This is a genomic window from Sphingomonas pseudosanguinis, assembly GCF_052056765.1.
In the GTDB taxonomy this organism is placed as follows: Bacteria; Pseudomonadota; Alphaproteobacteria; order Sphingomonadales; family Sphingomonadaceae; genus Sphingomonas; species Sphingomonas pseudosanguinis.
In genome coordinates this window covers 186,667-201,116 of the sequence record NZ_CP189888.1, presented here as the reverse complement: position 1 = coordinate 201,116, position 14,450 = coordinate 186,667, and the positions used below count along the sequence as shown (strand labels likewise).

Annotated in this window: 11 protein-coding genes; 8 read left to right on the top strand and 3 right to left on the bottom strand. The window is 69.3% G+C overall.

Annotation, left to right across the window (positions count from 1 at the left end; translation table 11 throughout):
- The first annotated feature begins 27 nt into the window (after positions 1–27).
- The 3 genes from ACQHGV_RS00920 to ACQHGV_RS00910 are packed head-to-tail and all read left to right on the top strand — an operon-like array spanning position 28 to position 2,328.
- Positions 28–399 carry a hypothetical protein gene (locus ACQHGV_RS00920; protein WP_440979092.1) on the top strand — a complete coding sequence of 124 codons (372 nt, stop codon included), beginning with the start codon at positions 28–30 and terminating at the stop codon, positions 397–399.
- Entirely contained in the window at positions 396–1,961 is a 1,566-nt protein-coding gene (locus ACQHGV_RS00915) for a PepSY-associated TM helix domain-containing protein (protein ID WP_440979091.1), read from the top strand. Before ACQHGV_RS00920 ends, ACQHGV_RS00915 begins: the two co-directional genes overlap by 4 nt.
- On the top strand, positions 1,954–2,328 hold the full coding sequence (locus tag ACQHGV_RS00910) for a hypothetical protein (RefSeq protein WP_440979090.1): 375 nt from the start codon (positions 1,954–1,956) through the stop codon (positions 2,326–2,328). The genes ACQHGV_RS00915 and ACQHGV_RS00910 overlap by 8 nt, the downstream gene beginning before the upstream one ends.
- Here ACQHGV_RS00910 and ACQHGV_RS00905 read toward each other — a convergent pair.
- On the bottom strand, positions 2,234–3,169 hold the full coding sequence (locus ACQHGV_RS00905) for a glutaminase (RefSeq protein ID WP_440979089.1): 936 nt from the start codon (positions 3,167–3,169) through the stop codon (positions 2,234–2,236). The two genes, ACQHGV_RS00910 and ACQHGV_RS00905, sit on opposite strands and share 95 nt — an antisense overlap.
- A gap of 115 nt (positions 3,170–3,284) precedes the next feature.
- Between ACQHGV_RS00905 and ACQHGV_RS00900 the strand changes: the two genes are divergently transcribed.
- The gene (locus tag ACQHGV_RS00900; protein WP_440979088.1) at positions 3,285–4,601 is read left to right on the top strand and encodes a POT-type proton-dependent oligopeptide transporter; all 1,317 of its coding nucleotides are present in this window, start codon (positions 3,285–3,287) and stop codon (positions 4,599–4,601) included.
- On the opposite strand, the gene ACQHGV_RS00895 is transcribed toward ACQHGV_RS00900, so the two are convergent.
- On the bottom strand, positions 4,559–5,314 hold the full coding sequence (locus ACQHGV_RS00895) for a DeoR/GlpR family DNA-binding transcription regulator (protein WP_183951214.1): 756 nt from the start codon (positions 5,312–5,314) through the stop codon (positions 4,559–4,561). The genes ACQHGV_RS00900 and ACQHGV_RS00895 overlap by 43 nt on opposite strands.
- A 186-nt stretch (positions 5,315–5,500) precedes the next feature.
- A complete protein-coding gene (locus ACQHGV_RS00890; protein ID WP_440979087.1) occupies positions 5,501–8,317 on the bottom strand; it encodes a TonB-dependent receptor in 2,817 nt (938 codons plus the stop codon).
- A gap of 198 nt (positions 8,318–8,515) precedes the next feature.
- Between ACQHGV_RS00890 and ACQHGV_RS00885 the strand changes: the two genes are divergently transcribed.
- Genes ACQHGV_RS00885 through ACQHGV_RS00870 form a run of 4 tightly spaced genes read left to right on the top strand, consistent with a single transcriptional unit; the run spans position 8,516 to position 14,450 of the window.
- Positions 8,516–9,736: a histidine-type phosphatase gene (locus ACQHGV_RS00885; protein ID WP_440979086.1), complete on the top strand. Its 1,221-nt coding sequence runs from the start codon at positions 8,516–8,518 to the stop codon at positions 9,734–9,736.
- A 34-nt stretch (positions 9,737–9,770) separates the two neighbouring features.
- Entirely contained in the window at positions 9,771–11,537 is a 1,767-nt protein-coding gene (locus ACQHGV_RS00880) for a type I secretion system permease/ATPase (RefSeq protein ID WP_440979085.1), read from the top strand.
- Positions 11,534–12,880 (top strand): HlyD family type I secretion periplasmic adaptor subunit, encoded by a 1,347-nt coding sequence (locus tag ACQHGV_RS00875; RefSeq protein ID WP_440979084.1) that lies wholly within the window; start codon positions 11,534–11,536, stop codon positions 12,878–12,880. The genes ACQHGV_RS00880 and ACQHGV_RS00875 overlap by 4 nt, the downstream gene beginning before the upstream one ends.
- Positions 12,870–14,450 (top strand): TolC family outer membrane protein, encoded by a 1,581-nt coding sequence (locus ACQHGV_RS00870; RefSeq protein WP_440979083.1) that lies wholly within the window; start codon positions 12,870–12,872, stop codon positions 14,448–14,450. Before ACQHGV_RS00875 ends, ACQHGV_RS00870 begins: the two co-directional genes overlap by 11 nt.

Here is a 14,450-nt window from a genome sequence, read left to right as displayed (position 1 = left end):
AACCTTGCTATTGATAGTTACTCTCAAATGCTGCTAAAGCGAGGCCGTCACGATGACAAGGGGAAAGACCGGGTGGCGCAAGGCCGGGCCATCACTGCCGCTGCAACGATCCGCTGGCGCGGTCCGCTGGCCATGGCGTGGCGCTGGCTGACCGCAATCGTCGGCGGCTATGCCTTCGCGGTGGCGACGGCGATGCTGGCCGCGCGACTGCTCCCCGTGTCGGACGCGCTGTCCCGGGTCGAGGCGACCGGATGGCCGATGATCCTGTCCTTCCTGGTCTATGCGTCGATGGGCCTGTGGGCGTTGCACGACATCCGGCTGGGCCGGGTCAGCGCGGTCATCTGGGGCGGCGCGATCGTCATGGCGGGGCTGCTCTGGTCGCTGGGCGTGCGCGCATGAGCGGCGTCGCGGCACCCGAACAGCGCGCGCTGCGCCAGACCATGGCTTGGGCGCATGGCTGGCTGGGGCTGATCGCCGGGTGGATTCTCTTCACCATGTTCCTGACCGGCACCTCGGCCTATTTCCGGCCCGAGATCACCCAGTGGATGCAGCCCGAAATCCATGCCGCAAGGACGACGCCGGCACAGGCGGCGGCCTCGGCGGTACGTTATCTGACGCGCACCGGTGCGGACGACCTGCAATGGTATATCTATCTGCCCGAGGAACGGACGGCCGCCACCCGCGTCTTCCGCATCCCCGCCAAGCCCGACCCCAAGGCGCGCGGCGGCGAGTTGCAGCTCGACCCCGTCAGCGGCGCGCCCCTCTCCGCGCGCGCGACGCGCGGGGGCGAGCATTTCTATCGCTTCCACTTCCAGCTGCAATTGCCGCACCCCTGGGGCCGCTGGCTGGCCGGGCTGTGCGCGATGGCGATGCTGGGCGCGATCATCTCAGGCGTGATCACGCACAAGCGGATCTTCGCCGACTTCTTCACGCTGCGTTGGAACAAGGGACAGCGCAGCTGGCTCGACGCGCACAATGTCTCGGCGGTGCTCGGCCTGCCCTATCATGCGATGATCACCTATACCGGGCTGATCACGCTGGTGACCATGTACATGCCCTGGCCGGCGATGATGAATTACGCCAAGCCCGCCCAGTTCCTGCAGGCCGCCTATGACACGCCCGCCGATGTGCCCGCCAGCGGCACACGGCAGTCGCTGGTGGCGATCGCGCCCCTGGTCCGCGACGCCGAGCAGCGGCTGGGCGGCCCCGCCACCCGTGTCATCATCCAGAATCCGGGCGACGCCGCCGCGCGCGTCTCCATCGCGCTCGCCAAACAGGGTGCGATCAGTTCGCGCACCCCCGCCATCGTCTATGAAGGGGCGACCGGTCGCTTCGTCAGCCAGAGCGGCGAGCCCGCCTCGGCGATCGAGACGGCGGGCGTGATGCTGGGCCTGCACCTGGCGTCGTTCGCCAGCACCGGTCTGCGCTGGGCCTATTTCGTCATGGGCCTGACCGGCGCGGCGATGGTCGGCACCGGCCTGCTGCTCTGGACGGCCAAGCGCCGCAAGCCGGGGGCCGCGCCGTTCTTCGGGCTGCGTCTGGCCGAGCGGCTGAACATCGCGGTGATCGCCGCCTTCCCCACCGGCATGGCCGCCTATCTGCTCGCCAACCGCCTGATCCCCGCCGACCTAGGCGGCCGCGCGGAGGCGGAGGTGTCGGCGATGTTCTGGACCTGGGGGTTGCTCGCGCTGGTGCAGCTCGGCCTGCCCGCACGGCGCGCCTGGACCAGCCTGTTCGCCATCGCCGCCATCGCCTGGACCGCGATTCCGGTGGTCAACGCGCTGACCACGTCACGCTGGCTGATCCCCTCGCTGCTCGATGGCGATCACCTGTTCCTCGCCTTCGATCTCGCCTGCCTGGCGATCGGCATCGGCTTTGCCGCCGCCGCCCGGCTGTCCGCCCGCCCCGCGCCGCGCGCACCCAACCGCACCCGCCGTTTTTCGGAGCCTGCCCATGCTTGATACGATCGTCCTGTGCTTCATCGGCTTCTGGCTGCTCGCCGCCGGCTCCTATCGCCATGCGCGCGAGGCCGGGACGCTGCACGATGCGCGGTTGCGCGGCGGGCTGAAGCTGCTGGGCGGCGCGGTGCTGCTGCTGGCGCTGTCGGGCTGCGGCACGGCGGTCACCGGCGAGCGGATCGTGCGGCTGGCCGGCGCGGCGTCGATCGCGGGTGTCGCGCTGAACCTGATCCTGTCGGTGCGCGCTGCGGCGGCCTTCGCCCCCTTGCGCGCGGTCAACCGGCTTGCGGGTCGAACACGGACCAGCCAGTCCGCTGCACCAGCCGTTCGAGCGCCAGCGTACCAAGCTGCGAATTCCCGCGCGCGTTGAGCCCCGGCGACCACACGGCGATCGAGGCCCGGCCGGGCACGATCGCCAGGATGCCGCCCCCCACCCCCGACTTGCCCGGCAGGCCGACGCGAAAGGCGAACTCGCCCGATCCGTCATAATGGCCGCAGCTCATCATCAGCGCGTTGATCCGCCGCGCCCGCTGCGGTGACACCACCGAGCGCCCCGTCCCCGGATTGACCCCGCGCGCCATCAGATAGCGTCCCGCCAGCGCCAGTTGCCGACAGCTCATCGCCAGCGCGCAGAAATGGAAATAGACGCCCAGCACCCGCTCGACCGGGTGATGCAGATTGCCGAAGGCGCGCATGTAATGCGCCAGCGCCTGGTTGCGGTGCCCCGTCGCCATCTCGTCATGCGCGACCGCGGCGTCGATGCGGATGTCCTCCTCGCCGGCCAGGGCGCGCACGAAGCGCAGCATCTCACCGATCGCCTCGCGCGGTTCATGGCTGCCAAGGAGGACATCGGCGACCACGATCGCGCCGGCGTTGATGAAGGGATTGCGCGGAATGCCATGCTCGGTCTCCAGCTGAACGATCGAGTTGAACGCGGTGCCCGACGGCTCGCGCCCCACCCGCCGCCACAGCTGATCGCCGACCGCGCCCAGTGCCAGCGTCAGCGCGAAGACCTTGGAAATGCTCTGGATCGAAAAGGCCCTGTCGGCATCGCCGGCCAAATGACAATTGCCGTCCGCCTCGACGATCGCCATCCCGAAATGCGCCGGATCGACCCCGGCGAGCGCGGGGATATAATCGGCAGGCGTCCCCCGATCGGGCGCGTCCGCCATTTCGGCGGCGATGTCGGCGACGATGGCGGACAGGTCCATGGCCCCGTGGTGCCGTGCGCACGCGCCTTTGTCGAGCCGCCGCGAACCCGTCACAAACCGGCGGTAGGGAGCCGGGGCTTCTGCAAAAGCACCGAAACGGACCGACATCAGCATCATGCGCGACAGGGACACCACCCCGCCCGCCCCCGGATTCTGGACGCTGGCCGGCGTCGAGGGATGGGAGCGTTTTGCGATCCATGGCACGAAGTCGCTGCTGACCCTGTACCTGCTGACCGATCTGCTGGCGCAGCCGGGCCTGCCGGTCGCCGGACTGGCGACGCTGCGCGCCGGTATCGAGGGGGTGACGGGGACGACGACCGATCTCGCCTTCGCGTCGCAGCTTTACGGCCTGTACGGCGCGCTGACCTATCTGGTGCTGCCGCTCGGCGGCTGGATCGCGGATCATGGGCAGCGGCGGCGGCCGGCCATGTATGTCGGCGCCGCGCTGATGGCAGCGGGCATGGTCGCGCTGGCCAGCCGGCAGGGCGCGCTGATCGGCCTTTGTCTAATGATCGGCGGCATCGGCCTGCTCAAGGGCAATCTGGCGGCCGAGGTCGGCACGCTGCGCGGACGATCGGGGAGCGAACGGCTGTTCGCGGCCTATCTGGCGTTCCTCAACGGCGGCGCGATGCTGGGGCCGCTGCTCGGCGGCTGGCTAGCGGCGCGCATGGGGTTCGCCACCGCCTTCGCCGCGATGGCGGGCAGCATGATCGTCGCGATGCTGTTGCTGCGCACCGCGCCGCGCGTCGCGCCGGCCGCCTCGCCGGTCGGCGGAGATCGGCGGGTCGACTGGGCGCGCGTGATACCGGCCATCGTGGCGGTGACCCTGTGCTTCTGCGCCTATGAGCAGTTGAGCAACATCGTCCTGGTCTGGGCCAAGGCACGGGTCGCGTTGAGCGTGCATGGCTTCGCCATTCCGCCCAGCTGGCTGATCGCCGCCGACGGGCTGTTCACCATCATCCTGGCGCTGACCGCCTATCGGCTCTGGCCCCGACTGGCCGCGCGCGGGGCCGAGCCGTCGAGCGGGATCAAGCTGTCGCTGGGCGGGGTGGCGATCATGCTGGCTTACGGCGTCCTCGCGCTGCTGTCGGCGGGGGTGTCTACGGGTTCCGGGCGGATCGGCCTTGGCGGGCCACTGGCGGCGATCCTGCTGCTCGACATCGGCGTGGTGCTGGCCTGGCCGGCGGCATTGGCGATCGTCACCGCCGCCGCGCCGCCCGCCCGGCGGGGCATGATGACCGGGCTGTTCTATCTCCACGGCTTCGTCGCGCATCTGGCGGTCGGCCAGCTCGGCACCCTCTATCCGGGGATGAGCCAGCCGGGTTTCTGGATGATCCATGCCTCCTTGGCGCTGGCGGGCGCCGCCGTCGCGCTCCTGATTCCGCGCGGTCAGGCGATGACGACCTCCACCTCGCCCAGCGCCGCCGCATAATCGGGATCGAGCGCCGCATCGGTCACCAGCATGTCGACCCCGTCGAGCGGCGCGACCTGCACCGTGCCATGGCGGTCGAACTTGCTCTGGTCTACCGCGATCAGCGTGCGGCGCGACCGGTCGATCATCATCCGGCACACCGCCGCTTCGCCGACATGATAATCGGCGAAACCATGGTCGAGATTGACCGATTCGACCGACAGGATCGCCAGTGACGGCGTGAAGGCGGCGAGATAGTCGCGCGCGGTCGCGTCGAAACAGGCGCGATATTCGTAATCCAGCTCGCCACCCGCCAGCAGCACGCGATTCTCGTTGCGCCCGCCCAGCTCGGCCGCGACGCCCACCGCATTGGTGATGACGGTCAGCCGCTGGTGATCGCGAAGCGCGCGGGCGACATAATGGCCGGTGGTGCTGGCATCGATGTAGAGCGTCTGGCCATCGGCGACCAGTTCGGCGACCGCGCCGGCGATCCGCTGCTTGGCCTCGGCATGGCGTTGCAGGCGGGTGGCGAACGACCCTTCGGTCTCCACCTTGGCCAGCCGCACCGCGCCGTGCGCGCGCACCACCGCGCCCGACGCCTCCAGCACGCGCAGCTCGCGGCGGATCGTCTCCTCCGACACCGACAGCGCCTCGGCCAGGTCGCCGATGCCGCGAAAATGCCCCTCGGCCAGAAGCGCCACGATCTCATGCTGGCGGCGCTGACGTTTCATCATGATCTTTGGCTTCCTCTCGTCGGGGGCATGCTAACCGCCCTCACGTTTCGGTCAATCGGGTGGGTTATCCGGTCCGAATCGTCGCCTCCCCCACAAAAAAACGCCGATGGCCACGGGACCATCGGCGTGAAGTTGCGCCCCGATACCTGCGGGGGTCGCAGATACCGGGTCGGGGAGAGGGTGAGATCAGAAGGCGTAGGTCATGTTGAGCATGTAGATGCGGCCCGTCTCGACATAGCCACCCTTGCGGTCGTTCGACAGATACGCCTTACGCTCGCTGGTCGTCGCCCAATAGCTATGTTCGTTGAACAGGTTCTGTATCGAAGCACCGACCGTCAGGCCAGAGGGCATCGTGTAGTTGACGATCAGATTCGAAATGGTCGTCGGCTGGATATAGGTGTCCGGCCGGCTGGAGCGCAGATCATACAGGCGGTCGCCGGTATAATTGTAGTTCCACTCCGCCGCGAACCCGCCATGGCTGTAGAACAGCGCGGCGTTGTACATCACCTCGGGCGCCTGGGTCATGCGCTGTTCGCGCATCTGGCCGTTGACGAAGACGTTCGCCTTGGCCTTTTGCAGCGTGACATTGGCCTGGACGCCCAGACCGCTGAGCAGACCCGGCAGGCCCTTCAGCGTGTAACGGCCGAACAGCTCGACGCCGTAGATCTGGCCGGTCGCATCGGTGGTCAGGCCCGACACCTCGACGCCGCCCTGCTGTTCCGGCTGCGGATTGCCCCAGATGTTGTAATCGCCGCCGGCATTGGTGGTGCCGGTCGCGAACAGGACATGGTTCAGCTTCTTGTAGAAGGGGCTGACCGAGAAGAAATCGGTGCCCTGCCCCTTGATCTCGAGCGAGGTGTCATAGTTCCACGAGGTCTGCGCATCGAGGTTCGGGTTGGGGATGAACACCCCCGTCACCTCACCCAGATCGTTGCGCGTCACCTGCGTCGGCCCGAGCAGCAGGTCGAAGGCCGGCCGCGAATAGCTCTTCCGGATCGAGGCGCGGATGACCATGTCGTCGTTGGGCCGGTAATTGGCGATGACGCTGGGCAGCCACTGGTCATAGTTGCGCGAGCTGTTCACGAACTTGCCGGTGTCATTCCCCTGATCCTGGAAATACATCCCCTTGAACCGGTTATATTCGTAGCGGACGCCCGGCACGACCTGAAGCTGGCCGAATTGCAGCGTCGCCATGACATAGCCGCTCAGCCGGTTCTCGCGACCGTCGAGCCGGTTTTCCTTCAGCTTCACGGGGTCGAGATTGGCGAGCTTGGGCAAGGAGAGCTGGCGGACCTGGTTCTCGATATAATCGGTGTCGATCAGATAGATCGGCACCTGCGCGGCGTTGTTCATGAACCCGCCCAGGAAGCGGCCGGGCAGCGAGGTCAGCGCCGGGCCGGTCGCGGCATAGCGCGGCGAGTTGCTGCCGTCCGCATTAGGGAAGGTATATTGCAGCGCGCCGTCATCACCCAGCGCATTGGCGTAGCGCTTGGCGTCCTCGACCTTGGCGCCGGCCGCGATCGACACCAGGCCCTGGTCGGCATGATGCCAGGTCGTGTCGAACTGGCCTTCCAGGCGGCGTTCCCAGGTGTTCTCGAACTGCTGGGTGACGTACCACTGCTTCAGCTTCGACGGATCGGCCAGATAGGCGCGCGCCGCGTCGGTCAGCACGACCTGCGGGAAGGTACGATCGCCGATCGAGGTGACCATGCGGTAAGCGGCCGTGCCGCTGTTGGTCGCGGTGCCGATATAGGGACGGCCGGCAAAGCCCGACTGGATACGCAGCGGATAGTCCTGCGACCCGCGCGAATAGGCGCCGTGATAGTCGAAGGTGAAGTCGCCCGACCGGCTCTGGCCGCCCAGCTTGGTCGTCACCAGCTCCTGCTTGCTGTGCTCGGTGCGGAAATAATGCGTCGCGGTCAGGCCGTAATCGGCGCGGAAGCCGGCGGCGTCGTACGAACCCTTGTTGGGATTCGGATTGATCTGGTCGGGCGCCAGGCTGGTCTGACGCAGCGCGGTCTGGTCCATCCAGCTCTTGAGATTGTACCGGCCATAGGTGGAGTGCAGGTACAGGTCGGTGCTCTCGCCCTTCCAGTCGAGGTTCAGCGTGCCGCCGACGCGCTCGATCCGGTTGCGGAAGGACTGCCACTGCACGCCGCGCGGGAACAGATTGTCCAGATTGTCGCGGATCATGCCGGGGATGTTGTTGTTATACTTCTCCCAGTCGTGCTGCATCGCGGTCGATTCGCCCAGCACATGCTTCAGGCCGTAATAGGCCGAAGCATAGACGCCGAGATCGCCGACGCGCTGCGCGGTTTCGACCTGCACGGTGCCGCCCCAGGGGTCCTGCCGACGCGCATCGGCGCGGCCCGCGAGCTGGCCCTGAAGGCGGATCTGGGTGCGGTGGTTGGGCAGGTCGAACGCGGTGATCGGCACCATGTCGATGATGCCCGCGATCGCATCGCCATCGAAGCGCGCGGTCGGCGCCTTGTCGACGCGCACCGTCTGCAGCGAGAAGGGCGACAGCAGGTTCATCGAGATGGCGCGGGTGCGCGCATCGGTCTGCGCCAGCCGCACGCCGTCGAGCGAATAGGCGTTGTACGAGGTGTCGAGGCCGCGGATCGAGACATATTGCGCCTCGCCGGTCGCCGCCGCGTTGCGCGACTGGTCGACCGACGAGCTGATGCCCGGCAGGCGGGTGAGCAGGTCGGCCAGATTCTGCTGCGGCAGGACGCGCAGTTCCTCGCCCGAGACGACGGTGGCCAGCGACTGGCTGCGCAGCTGTTCGTCCTGCGCGTCGACGATCGCCTGGCGATGGCCCTTGACGACGACTTCCTCGCCGACCTGCGGATCGACCGCCGGATCGGTGGTGGGCACGGGTTCGGCGGGCGCGGCGACGGGCGCGACGGGATCGTTGGCGAACGCCGGGCCGGCGATCAGCAGCGTGGCGGCGGTGCCGCACAACAGGCGCACGACATGCGCCCGCTTGGCAGAAGCGGTCATGATTTCCCCCTGGAACAATCTTGATTGGCGACGCCCCCGGGCGCCTTCGCCGGTCCCGCTAGAGATGCCCTGTGACAGTCCGATGACTTATTGACCGAATTTTGATGAATCTTGAAAATTACGTTCAGACCGCACGACGCAGCGTCATCATTCGGGCAATGTCACCAAGGTGACGCGGAAAGCGTGCAAGGCGCGCGCATGATCCTATCCCGTCTCGCTCCCCTCGGTGCGCTCGCGCTCCTCGCCTGCGCCGCGTCCTCCGCCACCGCCCAGACCACCCCCCGCACGACCGGGCTGACGCTCGACCGTGTCGTCGGGCTGATGCGCCACGGCGTGCGCGCGCCGCTGGATGGCGAGGTGCCCAAGGGCACCCGCACCGCCAAGCCCTGGCCACGCTGGACCACCCCGGAAAGCGAATTGACCCCGCGCGGCGCCGAAGCGCTGATGGCCGAGGCGCGCGCCGACCGCGCTCGCTGGATCGCGCAAGGCCTGCTGCCCGCCACCGGCTGCCCGGCCGAGGGCGCGGTGCGAATCGCCACGAACACATCCTCGCGCACCATCGCCAGCGGCGAGGCCTATGCGCGCGGCCTCGCCCCGCAATGCCCGGTGTCGGTCACGCATCTGCCCATCGGCCAGGTCGATCCCCGGTTCGAGCCGCTGCGCGCCCGCGCGACCCGATTCGACGCGGCGGCGGCGGTGGCGGACATCAACCGCTTCACCGGCGGCATGGACGCGCTGGTCGCCCGCCACCGGCCGGCGCTGCGCCTGCTCGACAGTGTGCTGGGCTGCGGCGATCCCAAGGGGTGCGACCCCGCCGGCCCGGCGCGGCTGACGCCATCGGCGGACGGGCATGGCATCGACCTGAGCGGTCCGATCCGTACCGCGTCGGGCACCGCGCAGGTGTTGCTGCTGCAATATGCCGAGGGGCTCTCGCCCTCGGTCGGCGGCGTGCCCGTCGACGGCGCGATGCTGGCGCGGCTGGGCGGCATCCATGCCGCGCTGTTCGATGTCTATTCGCGCTCGCCCTATATGGCCGCGCACCAGTCGGCGGCGTTCGGCGAACACATGCTGGACGCGCTGACCGCGTCGCAGGGGGCCAGGGTCGACATGCTGGTCGGGCATGACACCAATGTCACCGCGCTGGCCGCGCTGCTTGGCTTCGATCTGGTCGCGCCGGGCTATGCGACCAACGATGCCGCGCCGGGCGGCGCGATCCTGATCCAGCGCTGGCACGACCGGCGGGGCCGCGCCTTCGTCACGCTCGCCTATCGCACCCAGTCGCCCGAACAGATTCGCGGCCATGCGGCCAATGTCAGCGTGAAGCCCGTTCAGGTGCGTGGTTGTCCGGTCGCTGCGCCCTGCCCGCTCGACCGGTTCGTGACGCTGATGCGCGAACGGCTCGCCCCGCTCGCGCGGTGAGGGTCGTGAACGCTTCGCTTACGTTTTTTGCGCTATGGCGGCCAGCATGTCGCCCTCCGACTCGCGTTCCGGATCATCCGCCACGGGCCTGATGCCCGTGGTGCGCGGCTGCCGCCCGCATCTGATCGCGGCGGCGCTGTTCTCGGGGTTGATCAACCTCCTGAACCTCGCGCCGACGATCTTCATGCTGCAGGTCTATGACCGGGTGGTGCCGACACGCGGGGTGCCGACGCTCCTGTTGCTGACGCTGATCCTGGTCGTCGCGCTGGCGGTCTATGCGATCCTCGACGCGGTGCGCATGCGCCTCCTCCTGCGCGCCAGCATGCGGCTGGAGCGGCGGCTGGCCCCCGCCATCCTGCTGCGCATCCTGGGCTCGCCCAGTGGCACGCCGATGGAGCGCGCGCAGGCGTTGCGCGATTTCGACACGGTGCGCGGCACGCTGACCGGCGCGCCCGTCATCGCGCTGTTCGACGCGCCCTGGGCACCGATCTACATCCTGATCGCCTTCCTGCTTCACCCGTGGATCGGTCTGCTGACCCTGGTCAGCGCGCTGCTGCTCGGGGCGATCGCCATCGCCAGCGAGCGGTTTACCGAGCCGACCGTCGCGGCCTTGCGCGGCCGCACCGCGCTGGCGCAGCGCGAGCAGGACAGCTCGATCGTCGCCTCCGACGTGGCGCAGGCGCTGGGGATGCGCGACGCGCTCGTCACCCGCCATTTGCTGGAGCGCGCCGATCTGGCGCGGCGGCAGGCGGGGCTATCGAGCACCTCGGGCCAGTTCCTGGCGGTCACCAAATTCCTGCGCCAGCTGCTGCAATCGCTGGCGCTGGCGCTGGGCGCATGGCTGGCGGTGCGACAGGATATTTCGGGCGGCGCGATCTTCGCCGCCTCGCTGCTGCTGGGCCGGGCGATCCAGCCGGTCGAACAGATATTGGGCGCGATCAAGCCGCTGACCGCCGCGCGCAGCGCATGGCGCTCGCTCGACGCGTTTTGCAGCCGCCCCGGCCCCGACCGCGCGACCACCACGCTGCCCGCCCCCACCGGGCGGATCGAGGTGCGTGGGCTGAACGTCGTCGCGCCGGGCAGCGACCGGCCGATCCTGACCGACATAAGCTTCACCGTGCAGCCGGGCGAGGTCGTCGCGCTGGTCGGCCCGAGCGGTGCCGGCAAGTCGACGCTGCTGCGTGTGCTGGCCGGCGCGCAAAGCCCCGACAGCGGCGAGGTGCGGATCGACGGCGCGTCCCTGACCGACTGGAATCACGAACAGCTCGGCCGGCATCTGGGCTTCCTGCCGCAGGTGCCGACGCTGTTTCCCGCCACCGTCCACACCAATATCGCCCGCTTCCGCAGCGTCCTCGACGGCGAGAGCGAGACGCTGGACGGCGAGGTGGTGGCGGCCGCGCAGGAGGCCGGCGCGCATGACATCATCCTGGGTCTGCCGAACGGCTATGCCACCATGCTGGAACGCGGCGAGGCGGGGCTGTCCGCCGGTCAGGGTCAGGCGGTGGCGCTGGCGCGCGCGCTGTTCGGGCGGCCGACCCTGCTGTTCCTCGACGAACCCAACGCGCATCTCGACAGCGAGGGCGAGGCGCGGCTGGCGCACACCATCGAGAGGCTGCGCGCGCGCAAGGCGACGGTGATCGTCTCGACCCACCGCACCGGGTTGCTCCAAATCGTCGACAAGGTGCTGCTGTTGCGAGACGGCAAGGTGCAGCTGTTCGACGATCGCGCCAAGGTCATCCGCCCGCAGGCCGCCGGCCGCCCCGCCGATGGCGGCATCGTCACCGCCGGGGGTACGCGATGACCGACGCCGCCCGCACCCGGATCGCCGAACGGCTGCACCTCGACGATTCGCCCCGCCGTGCGATCCGGCTGGGCGCGATCGTCGCCATAATGTTCTTCGTCGTCGGGCTGGGCTGGGCCGCGCTCGCTCGGCTGGACGCCGCCGCCGCCGGCGAGGGTCAGGTGACGGTGTCGGGCAATCGCCGCACCGTGCAGCACCGCGACGGCGGCATCGTCAAGGCGATGCTGGTCCGCGACGGCGAGCATGTCCGCGCCGGGCAGGTCCTGTTCAGGCTGGAGGGGGCCGAGGTCGCCGCCAGCGAACGCGCGCTCGCCGCCAGCGTCATCGACCTGCAAGCCCAGCGCGCGCGGCTGGAGGCCGAGATCGCCGGCCGCGCCATCGTCTGGCCCGCCGAATTCGCCACCGCCACCGGTGACGATCGCCGGCTGGTCGAACGCGCCAAGGCGCTGCAACTCGCGCAATTGCGCAGCCGCAACGCCGCGCTCGCCGCCAGCGATCAGGTGCTGCGCCAACAGGCGGCCGAGGTCGGCAAGCAGACCTCCGGATTTAATGCGCAGGCGAGCGCCACCGAGCGCCAGCGCGCCAGCCTGCAACAACAGCTGGAGAGCACCCGCAAGCTCGCCGATGAGGGCTATGTCTCGCGCAACACGGTGCGCGCGATCGAACGCTCGATCCAGCAGCTCGAAGGGGCGGACGCCGACTATACCTCTCGCTCCGCCGCCGCGCGCGAACAGATCGGCCAGACCCGCGCACAGATGGTGCAGACCCGCCGCCAGCAGGTGGAAGGGGCCGCCACCGCACTGCGCGACACGCAGTTCCAGTTGAACGAGATGCTGCCCAAATGGGCCGCCGCGCGCGAGCAGCTGGCGCGCACCGAAATCCGCGCGCCCGTCTCAGGCCAGGTGGTGGGCCTGCGCGTCTTCACCGTCGGCGGGGTGATCCAGGCGGGGCAGCCGATCCTCGACATCGTGCCCGACGCCGCGCCGCTGATCGTGCGCGCCAATTTCGCGCCGGGCGATATCGACGGCGTCGTCGCGGGCCGGCCGGCCGAGGTGAAGTTCCTGTCGCTCCACGATCGTGGGCTGCCGATCCTGGCGGGTACGGTCCGCTCGGTCTCCGCCGATTCGCTTCGCGACGAAGCCTCGGGCCGCAGCTATTTCACCGCCGAGATCGCGGTGCCGCGCGATCAGATCGCCCGCATCGCGGCGGTGCGCGGCGGCGATACCGGCATCCGCGCCGGCGTACCGGTGGCGGTCACCGTGCCGCTGCGGGCGCGCAGCGCGCTGCAATATCTGCTCGATCCGCTGACCGAGACCTTCGCGCGGTCCTTCCATGAGCGGTAAGCGCTGGGCCCCGCTCGCCGGCCTGCTGCTCGCCGGTCCCGTCGCCGCGCAAACGGTCGAGGCGCCCGATACGCTCGACCGCGCGATCGCCGATGCCTATCGCTCCAACCCGACGCTGGAGGCGGGTCGCGCCCAGCTGCGCGCGCTCGACGAACAGATCGTCCAGGCCGGATCGCCCTATCGCCTGAACGTCGGCGTCAACCTGAACCTGCAATATCGCCAGCAGGACCAGCGCACCCTGCTCGACCAGTTCGCCACGGTGCGCAGCCGGACGATGGGCGCGACGATCACCGCCTCGCAGATCCTGCTCAACGGCGGGCGGACCGCCGCGCAGGTTTCCGCCGCCGAAGCCACCGTGCTGGCGGGGCGCGAACGGCTGCGCGAGACCGAGAACGGCATCCTGTTCGGCGTCGTCGATGCCTATGCCTCGGTGCTGCGCGACCAGGCGCTGGTCGCGATCCAGACGCGGTCGCTCGACAGCTATGGCCGTCAGGTCGACCAGGCAGTGGCGCGCGAGCGCGGCGGCGACCTGACCCGCACCGACATCGCCCAGGCGCAAGCGCAGCGCGAGATCATCCGCGCGCAGCTGGCGCAGGCGCAGGCCAATCTCCAGGCCAGCCGCGCGCGCTTCGCCGCGCTGGTCGGGCGCAATCCGGGCCGGCTCGCCCCGCCGCCGCCCTTGCCCGGTATTCCCGGCTCGCTGGAATCGGCGTTCCAGATCGCCGAGAAGGAAAGCCCGGCGCTGTGGCAGGCGATCATGGCCGCGCGCGCCGGTGACGCGCGGATCGCCGCGCAGCGCGCCGAGCGCGCGCCGATCGTCGCGCTGACCGGCGGCTATGGCTATACCAGCCCCTATTCCTACCAGCTGCGCGACATGGGCGGCCAAGCGACCGGCGGGGTCAGCGTGACGATGCCGCTGATCGCCGGCGGGCTGATCGGATCGCGCATCCGCGCCGCCATCGCCGAGCGCCAGCAACTGGGGTTCGAAGCGGAGGGCACACGGCGCGAGGCGCTGGCCAATGTGCAGGAGGCATGGAACCAGGCGGTCGCCGCCGGCGAGCAGCAGGATTCGGGCCGCGTCGCCACCCAGGCCGCCGAAGCGGCGCTGACCGGCGTCCGGCGCGGATTCCAGGAAGGCTTCCGCTCCAATTTCGAAGTGCTCGATTCCGAGCAAAGACTGCTCAACGCGCAGATCGTCGCGACCAATGCGCTCTATTCGGGCTATGTCGCGCAGGCGCGGCTGCTCGCCACGCTCGGCCGCTTGCAGGCGGGCGTGATCGCCGCCGGGGTGCCGACCTATGATCCCTCGGCCAATATCCGCGCGGTGAAGAAAGAGGTGTTCGGCCCGTTCGATCCGCTGCTCGCGCCGATCGACAAAGCGGCGCGTCCCTCGACCGCCGCACCGCCCGCCCCTGTCCTGGCGACGGGCAGCGCTCCAGCGCTCCGCCCCGCGACGACACCGACCCCATCGGGCACGTTGGGGCAATCCCTGCCCGTCACCTCGGCTCCAGCCCTGCCCGCCCCGTCCTTCGCCGAGCTGAGTGACACGGTGGTCACCGGCGGACGCTGA